This is a genomic window from Alteromonas halophila, assembly GCF_014651815.1.
Lineage (GTDB): Bacteria > Pseudomonadota > Gammaproteobacteria > Enterobacterales > Alteromonadaceae > Alteromonas > Alteromonas halophila.
Window position 1 is genome coordinate 11,699 of record NZ_BMXP01000005.1, and the last position, 16,929, is coordinate 28,627.

Annotated in this window: 13 protein-coding genes; 10 read left to right on the plus strand and 3 right to left on the minus strand. The window is 50.4% G+C overall.

Annotated elements, in window-relative coordinates; genetic code table 11:
- The 5 genes from IE054_RS10980 (at position 1) to IE054_RS11000 (ending at position 6,259) form a co-directional block, all read left to right on the plus strand.
- Positions 1–996 carry a DNA topoisomerase IB gene (locus IE054_RS10980; RefSeq protein WP_189406390.1) on the plus strand — a complete coding sequence of 332 codons (996 nt, stop codon included), beginning with the start codon at positions 1–3 and terminating at the stop codon, positions 994–996.
- A 349-nt stretch (positions 997–1,345) separates the two neighbouring features.
- Positions 1,346–2,845: a sodium/proline symporter PutP gene (gene putP / locus IE054_RS10985; RefSeq protein WP_189406391.1), complete on the plus strand. Its 1,500-nt coding sequence runs from the start codon at positions 1,346–1,348 to the stop codon at positions 2,843–2,845.
- Positions 2,846–2,860: 15 nt separating this feature from the next.
- Complete coding sequence (gene proB, locus IE054_RS10990; RefSeq protein WP_189406393.1) at positions 2,861–3,970, plus strand: glutamate 5-kinase; 1,110 nt, start codon at positions 2,861–2,863, stop codon at positions 3,968–3,970.
- Entirely contained in the window at positions 3,967–5,214 is a 1,248-nt protein-coding gene (locus IE054_RS10995; RefSeq protein ID WP_189406397.1) for a glutamate-5-semialdehyde dehydrogenase, read from the plus strand. The genes proB and IE054_RS10995 overlap by 4 nt, the downstream gene beginning before the upstream one ends.
- A gap of 133 nt (positions 5,215–5,347) precedes the next feature.
- Positions 5,348–6,259 (plus strand): mechanosensitive ion channel family protein, encoded by a 912-nt coding sequence (locus tag IE054_RS11000; RefSeq protein WP_189406399.1) that lies wholly within the window; start codon positions 5,348–5,350, stop codon positions 6,257–6,259.
- 3 nt (positions 6,260–6,262) lie between these two features.
- Here the strand turns inward: IE054_RS11000 and IE054_RS11005 are convergent, their stop codons facing one another.
- Positions 6,263–6,817, minus strand: a complete 555-nt coding sequence (locus IE054_RS11005; protein WP_189406402.1) for an HNH endonuclease — start codon at positions 6,815–6,817, stop codon at positions 6,263–6,265.
- Positions 6,818–7,093: 276 nt separating this feature from the next.
- Between IE054_RS11005 and pnp the strand changes: the two genes are divergently transcribed.
- A complete protein-coding gene (gene pnp / locus IE054_RS11010; protein ID WP_189406405.1) occupies positions 7,094–9,205 on the plus strand; it encodes a polyribonucleotide nucleotidyltransferase in 2,112 nt (703 codons plus the stop codon).
- 78 nt (positions 9,206–9,283) lie between these two features.
- Positions 9,284–9,577 carry a DUF1244 domain-containing protein gene (locus IE054_RS11015; RefSeq protein WP_189406407.1) on the plus strand — a complete coding sequence of 98 codons (294 nt, stop codon included), beginning with the start codon at positions 9,284–9,286 and terminating at the stop codon, positions 9,575–9,577.
- A gap of 7 nt (positions 9,578–9,584) precedes the next feature.
- Here IE054_RS11015 and cdd read toward each other — a convergent pair whose 3' ends face one another.
- Positions 9,585–9,989 carry a cytidine deaminase gene (gene cdd / locus IE054_RS11020; protein WP_189406410.1) on the minus strand — a complete coding sequence of 135 codons (405 nt, stop codon included), beginning with the start codon at positions 9,987–9,989 and terminating at the stop codon, positions 9,585–9,587.
- A gap of 129 nt (positions 9,990–10,118) precedes the next feature.
- Between cdd and nlpI the strand changes: the two genes are divergently transcribed.
- Together nlpI and IE054_RS11030 are read left to right on the plus strand one after the other, a co-directional pair.
- A complete protein-coding gene (gene nlpI, locus IE054_RS11025; protein ID WP_189406412.1) occupies positions 10,119–11,009 on the plus strand; it encodes a lipoprotein NlpI in 891 nt (296 codons plus the stop codon).
- 2 nt (positions 11,010–11,011) lie between these two features.
- Positions 11,012–12,484: an SEL1-like repeat protein gene (locus tag IE054_RS11030; protein WP_189406413.1), complete on the plus strand. Its 1,473-nt coding sequence runs from the start codon at positions 11,012–11,014 to the stop codon at positions 12,482–12,484.
- 29 nt (positions 12,485–12,513) lie between these two features.
- On the opposite strand, the gene cysZ is transcribed toward IE054_RS11030, so the two are convergent.
- Positions 12,514–13,254 carry a sulfate transporter CysZ gene (gene cysZ, locus IE054_RS11035; RefSeq protein ID WP_189406414.1) on the minus strand — a complete coding sequence of 247 codons (741 nt, stop codon included), beginning with the start codon at positions 13,252–13,254 and terminating at the stop codon, positions 12,514–12,516.
- Between the two features lie 205 nt (positions 13,255–13,459).
- On the opposite strand from cysZ, the gene smc reads away from it, so the two are divergent.
- The gene (smc, locus tag IE054_RS11040) at positions 13,460–16,924 is read left to right on the plus strand and encodes a chromosome segregation protein SMC (protein WP_189406416.1); all 3,465 of its coding nucleotides are present in this window, start codon (positions 13,460–13,462) and stop codon (positions 16,922–16,924) included.
- The last annotated feature ends 5 nt before the right edge of the window (positions 16,925–16,929 follow it).

The following is a 16,929-nucleotide window of genomic DNA, read 5'->3' on the forward strand; positions in this document are numbered from 1 at the left end:
GTGGCACTCTCAGAGAACGAGGCCATAAGACGCTGCAAACGGGGGCGCGGCTTTGAATACTTTTATGCAACCGGCAATAAAGTTGGCTGCAGACGGACACTTCAGCGAATTAAGCGACTCGTCATTCCTCCTCAATGGCAACAGGTGCTGATTAACCCAAAGCCATCAGCACGCATCCAGGCGGAAGGCCTGGATAGAAAGCACCGTCGGCAATACATTTACCACCCCTCCTGGCACGAGCAGCAGCAACAGCAGAAATTTTCAGATATGACCGATTTCGGCAGATGTCTTCCTGAGTTTCGTCAACATTGCTGGCAACTGCTTAAACGCGAGCAGTGGACCCTGAAACGCAGTGCGGCGCTGGCGTGTTTGCTACTCGACCATACCGGGCTGAGGGCGGGAAATCGCCAGTATACACAGTCCAATCAGACCTATGGGCTGACAACGCTGAGGCGCCGCCATCTTCATCAGGAGGGGGACAGGATCCGTTTACGTTTTACCGGTAAGCACCATCGCGAGCGAGATGTGGTAATTGATGATCCTGCTCTGGCAGATCTGGTGTGTGAAAGCGCAGAAAAACAGGGGTATGCACTGTTTCGCTATCAGGCTGACGGACACTGGCATGACATTGACAGCGATGACGTGAATGCGTTTATCCATACGCATCTTAGCGACCGGTTCAGCTGCAAAGACTTTCGCACATGGTCAGCCAGTCGCTTTGCAGTTCACAGTTTGCCAGTGGTGAATAGCAGTCTTCAGCAAAACGTGAGGCGCAAGTGGTCACCCACATTAACCCAACATGTGGCAGACATGCTGGGTAATACCCCCCAGATATGCCGAAAATATTACCTTCACCCGAAACTAATTACAGCGATCGAATCGCCCCGGCAACGCAAGCAACTGCTCAGTGAGGTTGGTGAAATTATGCACGATAAAAGAGGTTACAAACATGCGTTGTCGTCATTAGAAAAGGTTCTTATACAAGTAATATCGTAAAAAGTGCTCATGGAATAAGCTTCAATTGAATTTAATAAATAGTGATATAAAAAGAATAAAAAATAGCACTTTAACACGATATTAACTTTTTTGTATCTCGCGGCTATTTAGAATATATTTATAATAAACAATGGGATAGGGTTTCTTGTTTTTGTAAAATTGTAAAATGTCAGCTTGATTAAAAACCCATCGTTAATGAGGTATTTCAATCTGTTGTCTATTAATTGCGCTTGAATTTCACAAAATGAATCTTATATAATTTGAACTCTAATCATTGTTGAGCGACGAATTCCTGCGCCGGATGGCGTAGCTGAAAACTGAAATCACAAGAAGGGGTGCATACAGGTTTATGCAATTTGAAGCATATATATCGTTAGCCGTGTATTTTTTAGCAATGCTGGGCATTGGGCTGTTCGCTTATCGTCAGTCTACCAGTGACATCTCCGGCTACATTCTGGGTGGGCGTCAGGTAAGTCCGCAGGTAACGGCACTGTCAGCCGGTGCGTCTGACATGTCAGGCTGGATGCTGATGGGTCTGCCGGGCGCAATGTTTGTGACGGGCTTTGATGCGATGTATATCGCTATTGGCCTGCTTACAGGTGCCCTGGCAAATTATCTGCTGGTAGCGCCTAAGCTGCGTGTTTACACCGAGGTTGCGGACGACTCACTCACCGTTCCCGAGTTTTTTGCCAAGCGTTTCGGAAATAAAAATGCCAGCGTACGAATGGTGTCAGCCGCGATTATTGTGCTGTTCTTTACGCTATATACCTCGGCAGGATTAGTGGCCGGCGGCAAACTGTTTGAAAGTGCCTTCGGTGTTGAATACATGTGGGGACTGCTAATTACCCTTGGCGTTGTGGTTTCGTACACACTGCTTGGTGGCTTTCTGGCAGTCAGCATGACGGACTTTGTTCAGGGCTGCATCATGTTTGTCGCACTCGTCATGGTGCCCATTGTGGCCTACATGGAATTCGACAGTATGTCAGCAATGACGGGGGCAGCCTATGAGTCTGTGCCCAGTTTAAGTGAGTCATGGCAGGAAATGTCGCTGCTTGCGCTGGTTTCCAGTCTGGCATGGGGACTTGGGTATTTTGGTCAGCCACACATTATTGTCAGGTTCATGGCGATTCGCTCGGTGAATGCGGTGAAAACCGCCAGAAATATCGGCATGTCGTGGATGACGGTGACCATCATTGGCTCACTGGGAACAGGATTTGTGGGGATTGCATATTCTAATGCATTTGGATTGGACGTTGCGGACCCTGAGACTATATTTATATTGTTCTCTCAAATTTTGTTTCACCCTTTGATTAGCGGATTTTTAATGGCCGCAATTTTAGCAGCAATTATGAGTACGATTTCGTCGCAGCTGCTGGTGTCAGCAAGTTCGCTGACCGAAGATATTTATCGTGTTTTCTCCAATAAAGATGTTAGTGAGAAAGCGACGGTAACCATTGGACGTATCGGTGTCGCAGGCGTCGCTATTGTTGCGCTGCTGCTGGCGATGGATCAGTCCAATACTATTTTATCGCTGGTAAGTAACGCCTGGGCAGGTTTTGGTGCTGCATTTGGTCCACTTGTACTGTTTAGTCTGTATAAGAAAAACCTGACACATAAAGCGGCGTTGTCCGGCATTGTGACAGGCGCAGTAACGGTTCTGTTCTGGATCTATGCGCCAGTGCTTGATGGCGGTAAAGCGCTTAGCAGCGTGGTTTATGAAATTATTCCAGGCTTCGTAGTGAGCATAACAACGCTTTGGGTCGTATCTAAATTTGATGCCGAACCTTCGGATAAGGTTGAAAATATGTTTAACGAGGCCAGTAACGAATTAGCGAAACAACAAGCTTAAGGTGAATGAAACATTATGAGTCATCCTAATTGGAAACGCGTGGTCGTTAAAGTTGGTAGTGCGTTGATATCTCCCAACCAGCAAGGATGCAGCAGCCACTACCTGCTGAGCATTGCACAGTTTATTGTGCGATGCCGTGCCAATGGCACGCAGGTTGTGCTGGTTTCATCTGGTTCTGTCGCGGCAGGGTCGCATATGTTTCCGGATCAGGAAAAAACAGATATCGCGGTCAAAAAAGCCATGGCAGCAGCCGGACAGACTGAAATGATTGCAACCTGGGACAGGTTGTTTGACTTTCCGTCTGCGCAAATCCTGCTAACCCACGCCGATCTTCGTGATCGGGAGCGTTATGTCAGTATTCGCGAAACCATCGACAGTCTGCTGGATAACAATATCCTGCCGATCGTCAACGAAAACGACACCGTTACCACGGACAAACTCAAAGTGGGTGACAATGACAACTTGTCGGCAATGGTGGCAGCGGCCGCTGATGCTGACTCGCTGATCATCTGTTCAGACATTGATGGTCTGTACGACAAGAATCCCCATGAACATGACGACGCAAAACTGTTGTCATGGGTTGAGGAAATCGACGAGAAAATTTATGCCATGGCTGGCGGCGCCGCTGAAGACGGCGTGGGTACCGGTGGCATGCGTACCAAAATTGAAGCGGCAGAGAAGGCCGTATCGCACGGTATTGATACGTTTATCATCAACGGCTTTACGGAGCTATCGTTTAACATGTTGCTGGATGGGAAAAATCCAGGAACACACTTCCAGCCGTATGACAAACCGATGAAAGAGAACATTCACTGGATGACACATACATCCAATGCACAGGGTGAAGTGATTGTTGAAAGTGATTTCTCTGCATCGCTGGAAGATGAGACAGATAGTTTAACAAGTAGTGAAATTATCGGTGTGAAGGGCGAGTTCTCAGTAGGTGATACTATCCTTGTGCGCAAGGACGATGGCACCAAGCTGGTGAAAGCCAAGTCAAACTACAGCAGTTGTTTGCTGAACTTCATCGCGAAACAGGACAACGAAGAGTTCGCGTCGGAATTCGAAGAGAAAACCGGTCCGATTATTTCGAAACAGCATATAGCAAATCTGGAGAAAGAATGAGCATTATTACGGAGTTATCGCAACAGGCAAAAGACGCTGCACGTAAACTGGCAGTTCTTGACGAAAGTACTAAGAATGCGGTTCTCACTGATATGGCCGAAGCAATTCGTGCCAACAAAGATGCTATTGTAGAAGTTAATAAAAAAGAAGTAGCACGCGCGAAAGACAATAACCTGGATGAGGCGATGATTGACCGCCTTATTCTGGATGATGCGCGCATCGAAGACATGGCCGCAGGCATCGAGACCATCATTAACTTAGATGATCCAGTCGGGCAGGAGCGTTTACTGACCAACCGTGATAACGGGCTGGAAATCAAGAAAATGCGTATCCCGCTCGGTGTGGTCTGCATGATTTACGAAGCCCGTCCAAATGTAACTGCCGACGCAGGTGCATTATGCTTTAAGTCAGGCAATGCGGTTATTTTGCGTGGTGGTAAAGAGGCACTGGATAGCAGTCTGGCTATCGCCAAGATCATGCAGGATGTGCTGGAAAAGCATAATCTGCCGAAGGCCGCAGTGACGGTTGTTCCTGATCCTGATCGCGCCCTGATGCAGGAGCTGATGGAGCAGGAAGATTATATCGACGTGATTATTCCACGTGGCGGTGAAGGTCTGATCAAGTATGTAACAGACAACGCCAAGGTTCCGGTCATTCAGCACTTTAAAGGTGTGTGTCACCTTTACGTCGACAAAGACGCGGACCTGGATAAAGCACTAAACCTGCTAATTAATGGTAAAACCCAGCGTACTGGTGTCTGCAATGCACTCGAAGGTCTGATTGTACATAAGGCAGTAGCTGCTGACTTCTTACCGAAAGCAGCTGCAGCAATGGCAGAGCGTAGTGTTAAAATCAACGCCGATAAGCGCGCTTCAGAATACTTTGAAGGTGCCACAGTTATCGGCGATGATGAATTCGGTGAAGAATACCTGACGCTGGAACTTGCCGTGGGTATTGTCGATGACTTTGATGCAGCGCTTAATCATATTGCCCGTTTTGGCAGTAACCATACAGAAGTAATCTGCACGGAAAACAAAGAGACAGCGTCTCTTTTCCAGCGGGCCGTCGACGCATCAGGCGTGTGTGTTAATGCCTCTTCACGCTTTAACGACGGCAGTCAGTTAGGGCTGGGCGCGGAAATTGGTATTGCTACTACCAAACTGCACGCTTATGGTCCGATGGGACTGGAGTCACTGACGGCTGAGAAGTATCTGGTCAATGGTGATGGTCAAATTCGTGAGTAAGTCACTACGTCACTAAGTGACTAAGTTTCGCATGCGGCATTGTGCCGCGTGAGACATTAATACATAATGCAAACACCGGGAACTCCCCGGTGTTTTTTTGTTTGTGTATCAATCATCTATCTGGAGTGACTAGATGACATTTGACCTAGATTTGCTGCTCTATCAGGCCAGTGAGTTTGCGCTTGAGTACAAACTGGCCACCTCTGTGATCCTGGTGATGGCGTTGTACCTGGTAAAGCGTGGTCTGCTCAGACTTATCCGTAAGATCAGTTCTCAGCGCGGTGAAGACAGGCGTAATCAGCTAAACATCTTAGAGCAGCTTGGCAATGCATTTATCATCATTGGTCTGATGATGTTGTGGTCCTCCGAAATCCAGAGCCTGGCAATTTCGATTGCTGCGTTTATGGTCGCCATTGTATTGGCGACCCGTGAATTTATTCAGTGCTTTTTAGGCTTTATTTACTACCTTGGCGCCCGTCCATTCAGGGTTGGCGACTGGATCCAGATGAATCAGGTCGTGGGTGAAGTGGTCGAAATGGACTGGGCCAAAACCACCATGCTGGAAGTCGACCCGCATACGTTTAACTACACGGGGAAGCATGTGTATTTCCCAAACAGCCAGTTGGTGACGCAAAGCATTAAAAACCTGAATTTCATGCGCCGTTACCGGCTGCACAAGTTCAGTATTGTCAATGAACCCACGGTGAATGCGTACCGATTGCTACCCGCCTTCATTGCGCGAGCGCAGGCTCATTGTGAATACTTTCGCGATGTGGCAGAACGCTATAAGGCGCTCATCGAGCGTCATCTCGAACAGGAGTTTATCGAGATTGACCCGGAGGTTGAGGTCAGTACCAACGAGCTGGCAAAAGTTGTGATCCGCATTTCCTTGTTCTGTCCGACCGCCGAGGCCTATGAGCTGGAACAAAAGATTTCGGCCGACTGGATGAACCTGTGGTTCCGCGCACAGAAAGAGCTGGAAGATGCGGAGATACCGAACACAGAGGTCCTGCCAGCTACAGCTGCGGCGACTACGACGCCCTGAGAGTTAACTTAGCAGTTGCCACTGACGCCGCTGGGTAAAATGCCCCTGCAGAAAACTCATCTGGTCAGCCAGAATACGCCGGTTCATCAGATAAAACCGTTCATACACATTCGGCCGGAACGGTACCGCAAGGAGTGCCATATTGGCTTCTTCCGGTGTTTTCGCCCCCTTGGCGTGATTACAGCGTGAACAGGCGGTGGCAACGTTGGTCCAGTTGTCCTTTCCTCCACGGGAACGGGGAATAATGTGGTCGCGGGTCAGCAATGATGGTCTGAACTGCTGACCACAATAGAGACACAGGTAATTGTCACGCCGAAACAGATACCGGTTGGTGAGCGCAATCTTGCCACTCATATCTGTAACCTTGCCCTCACAGGCGATAATAGAGGCCAGCCTCAGCCTGCTGCGCTGACCCAGTGCATTCCAACCTCCGTGCAGAACAATCGAGTCGCTGCCCAGTTCAAACAGCACTTTTTCCTGCGTATATAATCTTGCAGCATGCTCGATGTTAATCCATTCCTGCGGCATGCCGGCTTTATTTAAGCGAAGAATTAGCATTACGGCTTCCCCTTAGCACACGTGAACTTCACGCTTACTTATAGAATACCTGCTTTTGTTTCATTTTGATGAAAAATTATGCAATAAGTGTGAAATTTACCAGAATCACCGGTAATCATGAGTGCAGTGAACGAATTGCCACAATTGCCTTGTTATTACGAAGGCTTGCAATTTGCCAAAACAGATGATTTGGTAATGGAATTAAGGCGTGTTCGTCGCTATACTGTGCGCCGCGTTTAAAAGCGATAAATAAAGATTGAAATTAAAGGACAACTAGTGACTCCTATTACAAAATCATTTCAGTATGGACAACATACTGTCACTCTTGAAACGGGCGTAATTGCTCGTCAGGCCACTGCAGCCGTCATGGCAAGCATGGATGACACTGCGGTGCTTGTCTCTGTTGTGGGTAAAAAAGAAGCAAAACCAGATCAAAGCTTTTTCCCGTTAACAGTTAACTATCAGGAAAAAACCTACGCTGCCGGTAAAATTCCGGGTGGCTTCTTTAAACGGGAAGGGCGCCCGTCAGAAAACGAGACATTGACCGCGCGTCTGATAGACCGTCCGATTCGTCCTCTGTTCCCGGAAGGGTTCAAAAACGAAGTTCAGGTCGTTATCACCGTAATGTCTGCGAATCCTGACATTCCTACCGATATCATTTCGATGATTGGTACCTCTGCCGCCCTGGCTATCTCTGGTATTCCTTTCAATGGACCTATTGGTGCTGCACGGGTTGGCTATGTCGACGGTGAATATGTACTTAATACCCGTATGGAAGAGCAGCCAAACAGCGAACTGGATCTGGTTGTTGCCGGCACCGAAAGTGCGGTTCTGATGGTGGAATCAGAGGCCAACGTGCTGTCTGAAGATACCATGCTGGGTGCTGTAATGTACGGCCACGAGCAACTGCAGACCGTTGTTAGCAACGTGAATGAGTTTGCTAAAGAAGTCGGCACTGAAGCCTGGGACTGGCAGCCTGAAGCAGAAAACACAGATTTGAAAGCCAAGGTGAAATCACTGGCAGAAGCCGGTATGACTGAGGCGTATCAGATTTCTGATAAGATGGCGCGTAAAGACGCAGTCACCGCGGTCACAGAAAAGGCCCTGGCTGAAATTGTTGAGGCCGACGAAGAGCAGGACGAGAAAGAAGTTCTGGATCTGTTGCATGAGCTGGAAAGTGATGTGGTTCGTTCACGCATTCTTGACGGTCAGCCACGTATTGATGGCCGTGACCCGGCGATGATCCGTGCCCTGGATGTAGCAACAGGTATCCTGCCGCGTACGCACGGTTCAGCGCTGTTTACCCGTGGTGAAACGCAGGCGATTGTGGCGGCTACGCTGGGTACTGAGCGTGACGCACAGATGATTGATGAGCTGCAGGGCAAGCGCGACAGCCGCTTCATGCTGCACTATAACTTCCCGCCATACTGCGTGGGTGAAACCGGCATGATTGGCTCGCCGAAGCGTCGTGAAATTGGTCACGGCCGTCTGGCTAAGCGCGGTATTCAGGCTGTTATGCCAAGTGAAGAAGACTTCCCGTACGTGGTACGTGTGGTGTCAGAAATCACTGAGTCTAACGGTTCTTCTTCTATGGCATCGGTATGTGGTACGTCACTGGCGCTGATGGACGCGGGTGTACCGATTAAATCATCGGTTGCCGGTATTGCCATGGGGCTGGTGAAGAGCGACGACAACTTTGTGGTGCTGTCTGACATTCTGGGTGATGAAGATCACTTAGGTGACATGGACTTTAAAGTTGCGGGTACCACCGACGGTATTACTGCACTGCAGATGGATATCAAAATCGAAGGTATCACCAAAGAAATCATGCAAATCGCGCTGAAACAAGCGAAAGAAGCACGTCTGCACATCCTGTCTGTCATGGACGAAGCGATTGGCGGCCATCGTGAAGAGCTGAGCGAATTTGCACCGCGCATTTACACCATGAAGATCGATCAGGACAAGATCCGTGATGTGATTGGTAAAGGCGGCGCGATGATCCGCACTATCACTGAAGAGTCTGATACCAACATCGAAATCGAAGATGACGGTACAATTAAGATCTTCGCCACCGAGCGCGCGAAAGCGGATATTGCGATCAGCAAGATTGAGCAGGTTACAGCAGAAATCGAAGTAGGTAAGACCTACAACGGTAAAGTAACCCGTATTGTCGATTTTGGTGCGTTTGTTGAAGTGCTGCCAGGCAAAGAAGGGCTGGTACACATTTCTCAAATCGCTCACGAGCGCGTGAACAAAGTCACCGATTATCTGTCAGAAGGGCAGATGGTTGATGTGAAAGTGATGGAAATTGACCGTCAGAACCGTGTCCGTCTGAGCATTAAAGAGCTGCTGGAAAAGCCGGCACCTAAGCAGTCTGACGACGAATAAGTCAGGTTCACAGACATAATGCAAAAGGGAGCTTCTGGCTCCCTTTTTTATTGTTGCAAATCAGAGGTAATGAAATTCATGGAACCGCAAACACAGACCGAGGTTGAAGCCGCAACATTCAGACGCTTGCTGGCACATCTGGACGCCAATAAAGATGTGCAGAACATTGACCTGATGATCCTGGCCGATTTTTGCCGCAACTGTCTGGCCAAATGGTACGCCAGTGAGGCCGCCGAGCGCGGCGAGGAAATGAGCTACGAAGAGGCCAGAGAAGTTATCTATAAAATGCCCTATGCCCAATGGAAAGAGGCATACCAGCGCCCGGCTACCCAGCAGCAACTTGATGCAATGGCGGCCAGGCAGCAAAAATAGTGGCGCATCAGCCGGCCATTGTCTGTTTGCTGAAAGAATGAGGAAGCAAGGCCGCGATTGTTGTGCGTTCAATATCGCCCTGCTGCGTGACCATCACGACCTGCGTATCAGGGCCTGCAAACTCAGCGATTTTTTGTCTGCAACCACCACAGGGGTAACAAAAATCTTCATTCGGACTGACGATGACAATGGTTCGGATATGCGTGTCACCGTGCAGGATCATATTGCCGATGGCTGAGGCTTCTGCACACTGGCCCAGCGGATAAGCCGCATTCTCGACATTACAGCCACTGTACGTGTTGTTTTTATCGGTAACCAGGGCAGCGCCGACGGCAAAACCGGAGTAAGGGGCATAAGCGTGACGTTGCGCGCTAAGGGCTAATTGGCGTAGCTGAGTGAGTTCCTGTGTCATAATTGCCTTTATTTGATGCCAGCCGTTAGTACTTTACATTTTGCGGTAAATGCGAGAAGGTTGCCGCATCTTTCCGCCATCAGTCGGTGGCTTATACTTATTGTCGTTTTCTGAGAAGCCTTTTTTATCATGCAACTACGCTTAAGTCTCATTTTTTTCCTGTTTACACTGGCTATCCTGGGTGGCTGTGCACAAACACCTGCGCCTGGGGAAAAAGCACAGATGGGTAATTTGTTGCTGGCAGAGCCTGCTCCCGTCAGTCCACGATCTCAGATGGCCATTGCCCGCTACAACCAAATCCTGTCTACGTCGGGACTGCCCGATGAAGACAAGGCCGAGCTGCACTTCCAGCGTGGCATGTTATACGACAGTGTAGGGCTGGGCGGGCTTGCGCAGTTCGACTACACTCAGGCCATTAATTTAAAGCCAGATATGGCAGAAGCGTACAACTCCATTGGCATTCACTATATTCAGCAACGGGATTTTATTCAGGCGTATGAGGCATTTGACTCAACCCTGGAGATTAATCCCGACTACGATTTTGCCTTCCTGAATCGTGGTATTGCGCTTTATTACGGTGGCCGCTCTGAACTGGCTGTCGATGATCTGGCAACCTTTGTGGGTATGGATAACAGCGACCCATTCAGAGCATTGTGGGCTTACTTTGCGCACTATGAACTGGCGCCGGAAGAAGGCACTGCCTATCTTGAAGAGGTTCGCCCGGCGCTGGACGACGAACACTGGGCGACCAGCCTGGTTGATTTGTTCCGTGGCGCGGTTACCGAAAATCAGGTACTCAACTCACTGATTGAAGGGGTCGACAGTCAGAAGGCTCTCACCGACAGACTTTGCGAAGCCTACTTTTACCTTGGTAAATATCATACCCAGCGAGGCAACCGCGGCATTGCCTCCAATTATTTCAAACTGGCACTGAGTACTAATGTGTTTGAATATGTAGAGCACCGCTATGCCAGAATGGAGTTAAACCGGTTACGCCAGTCCGGTAATCAAGCGCCTTAATTATGCGGGGCCTGTTACTGGCGATTGTTGCATTTTTTCTGGTCTGCGCTGACACCACCTTTGCGCCGCACGTTCTGCTGCATAATGCGCAATCTGCCGCACAACCCAGTCCGCTGTTATGGCGCGCCACCCAGCAGGGCAGCGAAGAAGCAAGGGCTGCACTTATTCGCCTCTCCCGTGGTGAAAAAAAACGCTACTGGCTGATGCGGCTGGCGCAAAATGACGACCCGCAAGCGGCGTGGGCACTTTATGAACTTAGCGGTCCTGATGATGATCCGCGTCAGCTAATGCGTCTGGCAGCAATGGGCAATGTGCCAGAAGCGCAGCTTTCATACGCCATGTCTGAAGATGATCCGGCATTCAGGGAAAAATGGCTCAAAAGAGCGGCCAGTCAGGGGCTCGCCGACGCGCAGGCTGCACTGGCTGACTGGTATCTGCTGTACGATAAGCCCGAAAAAGCCCGCCCCTTGCTGGCATTGATCGCCGATAATGATAACCAGAGTGCGTATAAGTTTGGCCGGTTGCTTTGGGATGCCGGTGAAAAAGAAGCCGGGCGGGAATATCTGGCGAAAGCCGCAGAGCAGGGCAATGCAACAGCGCAGGGAGTGCTTGATGTATTGAAACGGTATACCCAGCAACCGGTAACCCGTTCGTTTGATAATCGCTGGCCATCAGAGTGCAGGCAACGTATTCAGATGTTTGCCGACAGTTTGTCGACCATTCAGCATGCCGACAAACTATACCGGGCGTTTAATGACGATCCCCGTCTGGCCAGCCTGCCATTGTGCCTGGCAAAACCACTGTGGCTGACATCGGATACGTTTACCTGTGATGAGAACTGGCAACAAAGCCAGCGTCTGGGTTGCGATATCCGGCCGCTGGCGCCCGCTATTGAGCGAGACGGTGCCAGTCATGTGGTCTTACTGGCCCAGCAGGGTAAGGCGAATATTGATAATGGAGTGATGTTTTTAGACATTGGTGATACCTATTCAGTGTTTGTGCATGAACTGGCTCACTTCGCCGGTTTTGCTGACGAGTACCCGCTGAGCAAAGGTGCTGCAAAAAAAGTTTGTCAGACTGCAACGCAGTCGGTAAATGAAAGTCCTAACCTGGTCTTTGATGGCCGCCTGACCTATGCCCCCATGTCCGTATTGGAACGCTGGCTGAAACTGGCTCCGCACGATGGCATATGGCCCGCAAAAACCTGTGACGGAATAAAAGGAAACGCATACAAACCCTCATCTGCCATCACCTTTATGGAGCACCACGACACCGGGGTAATACCGCCGTTGTATCTGGCGTTATGGAAGCAACAGCTTGAAGATAAAACCCGTCAGCGGCCGGTCAGCATGAACCTGTTTCAGGCTTTTCATCATCATGGCCAGACCGCCCAGGCCGGTATCTGGCTTGAACGCTATCAGCAGGCGGTAGCGGCAATGCCGGACGCTACCGGTACGCCGTCCGCCACACACTGAGCAGCGGCCAAGCCTGAGAAGTGATCAGGCTAGGGTGTTGCCTCATCTTTTAGTTCGTTTACCCACATGGCGGTTGCACCACAAATGGCGACGGGCATAACAATGAAGTTGACGATGGGGATCAATGAAAACAGATTGACCATCGAGCCAAATGCAAACGCCCGCGATTTATGCTGGCCCAGGTGCAGGCGCATGCGGGTGAAGGGCACTTTATGGTTGTCGTAAGGGTAATCGCAGTACTGAATGGCCATCATCCAGGCGTTAAACATAAACCAGATAACCTGACCAAAAACCGGCACAAATAAAAACAAAAGCAGAAAGCCGATGGCCCGGGGCAGGTACCAGATGAATTTTGCCATTTCACGTGACAGTGTACGTGGAATGTCCTTGAGCAACCCCATGATGCCTTCGTCACCCAAAGACTGTCCTGACAGATACCGTTCTACTTTTTCGCTTAAAATTCCGTTAAACGGCGCGGCGATCCAGTTGGCCAGTGTGCCGAAAATGAGCGCGAATATTAACAGCACGCTAATCACTGCCAGTGGCCAGAGAATGAATTCCACTACTGTGGCTGCCCATCCAAGCCAGTCAGGCACCAGGTTGATCAGGTATCGGATCCCGTCATCAATCTGACCAAACAGGAAGTAGAAAGCAACGGAGAAAAGCACCAGATTAATGGCCAGTGGTACAAACACAAAGCGCTTGAGCCCTTTGGTGGTGATCAGTGAAAACCCTTCGAAAAAATAATGAAAGCCACTGCGTGACGTCATACTACCTTCCTTTACTTTCGCTGTGTGCGCGCAGTATAACGGGGCTGTGACAGTGTGGGAAATGCCATTTGTTACAATCTGTTTGTTTTGGTAAAGTCAAAGCAATAACAAGAATACTATGACTGCGCTTTATGCCCTCCATACGGAGCTTTCCTGACAGCCCGAACCTGTTGTGTAGTGCCCATCTTTGCCTGGGATGGTTGTTGTGCGACTGAAAAAAATTAAGCTCGCAGGCTTTAAGTCCTTCGTCGATCCTACTTCCATTCCCTTTCCAGGTGATATGACGGCCATTGTTGGTCCCAATGGCTGTGGCAAATCAAATGTGATCGATGCCGTGCGCTGGGTACTGGGCGAAAGCTCGGCGAAAAACCTGCGTGGCGATGCGATGACCGATGTGATTTTTAACGGGTCATCCGCACGTAAGCCGGTCGGTCAATGCAGTGTCGAACTGATTTTTGATAACAGTTCAGGGCGCTTAGGCGGGGAGTATGCAGGCTTTGTAGAGTTGTCCGTCAAACGTCTGGTGACGCGGGATGCACAGTCAACCTATTTTCTCAACGGCACCAAATGCCGGCGCCGCGATGTGACGGACCTGTTTTTAGGTACCGGACTGGGACCACGCAGTTATGCCATCATTGAGCAGGGTATGATTTCGCGGCTTATCGAGTCCAGGCCTCAGGAGCTGCGGGTATTTATCGAAGAAGCGGCGGGGATATCGAAGTACAAGGAACGTCGCCGCGAAACGGAAAATCGTATCCGCCACACCCAGGATAACCTTGAGCGGTTAGAGGATGTGCGTTCAGAACTCGGTCAACAGCTGGAGAAGTTGCAGCGTCAGGCGGCTGCGGCCAACCGCTATAAAACATACCGGGCAAAAATCCGGGAGCTCAAGGGACAACTGGCAGCCATTCGTTATCTGACGATGAGTGCACAAACAGAAAAACTTGAACAGCAACGTAACGATGAGCAACGTGAACTGGATGCGCTGGTAGCCGAACAGCGTGGTGACGAAGCCGGTATAGAGCGGTTCCGCAGCCAGCAGCAGGCTGCTAAAGACGAACTTGACAGACTACAGCAGGCGTTGTTTACCGCGGCAACGGCTATAACCCGGCTTGAGCAAAACACGTTGCACGGCAAGCAGCGCTACCAGCAAATCGACACCGAGCGCCGTCAGTTGCGTGAACAAATGCAGGTACTCGAGGATTCTCTGAAAGACGCCCGGGAGGCCTACAGTGATGCGGATAAAGCCTGCAGAGAGCTGGAGCCCCGTCAGGAATTACTCATCGCCCAGCTTGAGCAGGCGCAGGAAAAGCTGGATACCGATGAGCAGGCGTTACGCGAATTCAGTGCTCAGTCACGCGACAAAGAGCAGGCATACTTGCAGGCCAAACAGCAGTCCCAGACCTGTCACAGTCAGATTCAGTCCACCATGAGCATGCAACTGCGTACGACCCAGCGAATAAGCGAGCTCAATGACGAAATCGCAGGGCTTGACAGTGATGATTTACAGCAGCAGAAAGCACTGATTGATGCGTCGCTCGATGAGGCAGCAGATACGCTCACTGACGTTGAAGCAAAATGGCGACAGGCGCAGACAGACACGGCCAGTGCGCAGCAGGCGCATCAGGCATCGCTGGGCGTGGTTGATGAACACAAAAGTGAGCGTCAGAGACTTTCCTCTACGATTGCTGCGCTGCAGGCCCTCCAGGAAGATGATGTGCCAGTGGCGGCTGATAACGATGCGTTTTCTGCGTTGTGGCAGCATCTGACGGTGAAGACCGGCGACGAGTCATTGCTTGAGTTCGTATTGCGCGTAATGGGCGACCCGCTTATCGCCGACACACTGAATGATGATGCGCTACTAGGTGCAACGCCGCGCGTTCCTCAGGGCAAGCCCGTATGGCTGGGTGGCGACGGACAGCCCGTAAAACCAGGTACACTGGCGGCGTGCCTGGAGGGGGGCTTTATTCCGGCCGGATTTAACGATATTTATGTGTATGACAGCATTGAAGATGGCGCACAAAAGCGGGCAGCACTGAGCGGTGGTCAGCAAATTGTCACCCGTGATGGCTATTATCTGACCCGGCACAGTGTGTTGTTCGGTCAGGCAGACAAACAGGAGGGGGCGTTGCAGCGAGCGGCGCGCCTTGCCAGTCTGAATGATGAGCTGGCAATGACACAGGCGGCACTGGAAGAAAGTGAAAACATTGCTGAAGACTGCGAATCTGCACTGAAAGAATGTAGAGCACAGGAAGACGCGTTGTCAGAACAGCGTCAGCATACATCTAATCAGGTACAGCAGTTGCAGAATCAGCAGGGGATGCTGGATATGCAGGTCACGCAGTCAGCAAGCCGCACGCAAAAGCTGAATGATGAACTGCATCGTCAGCAACAGTTACTGGATGAGGAAAACTCGCAGCTTGAAACACTCTCTGCGAAGCTCGAAGGGCTGGAAGAAGATATTTTGCATTTCGAAACGGACATGCAACAGGTTCAGACGCAGCGTGACACGCTTGAGCGGGCTGTTGAAGAAGGCCGCACCAGGCACAGGCAGCTCAGTGAAGAAAAGCACAGCCTCGACTTAAACTTAAGCCAGCAGCAAAATCAGCGCACCCTGTATGCACAGCAGGTAGAGCGAAATGAAAAACAGCGCCAGGATTACCAGGCCCGCGATAAGCAACTGCTTGAAGAGCAGGAAACATTGTTACAGCCGCTTGAAGACCAGCAGCTTGAGTTGCAGGCGCTGCTGGATGAAAAGGTCGCCACTGAAGCCAAGCGCACCGAGGCCCAGACCGAGCTGGACAATGTTGAGGCGTTGCTGAAAGAAGCCGAGCAGGGCCAGCAGGGCGTGGCCGAGAAGATCCAACAGCGGCAGGCTAAAATCGACAGTCTGCGGATTGAAATTGAAGGTTCCCGCGTTCGTGCCAGTGCCGTACTGGAGAAGCTGGATGAAGCCGGTACGACTTTAAAAGCCGTGCTTGACACACTGCCTGAAGAGGCCAGTGAAGATACCTGGCAGGCTGAACTGGACAAAGCGCAGGCAGCCATTAACCGGCTTGGGGCAGTCAACCTGGCGGCGGTTGAAGAATATGAAACACAGTCGACACGTAAAGCGCACCTGGATGCGCAGCATCAGGATCTGACAGATGCGCTTGAAACCTTGCAGTCGGCTATTCGTAAGATAGATAAAGAAACCCGTAGCCGTTTCTCTGCTACATTCGAACAGGTCAATGACGACTTAAAACAGTTATTTCCAAAAGTCTTTGGCGGCGGCTCAGCGTATCTCGATCTGACTGATGACGATCTGCTGGAAACGGGCGTCACGATAATGGCGCGGCCACCTGGCAAGAAAAATAGTACGATTCATCTGTTAAGCGGTGGAGAAAAAGCCTTAACCGCTTTATCATTGGTGTTTGCAATTTTCAGGCTCAATCCAGCACCATTTTGTTTGCTGGATGAGGTGGATGCACCGCTTGATGACGCTAACGTCGGGCGTTTTTGTAATTTGGTTTCAGAAATGTCGCAGACGGTGCAGTTTATCTATATCACCCACAATAAGATTGCGATGGAAATGGCAGCGCATCTGACCGGTGTGACCATGGCTGAGCCTGGCGTTTCCCGCATGGTCGCTGTGGACGTGGATGAAGCTATAGCCTTCGCAGAAGCATAACAAAG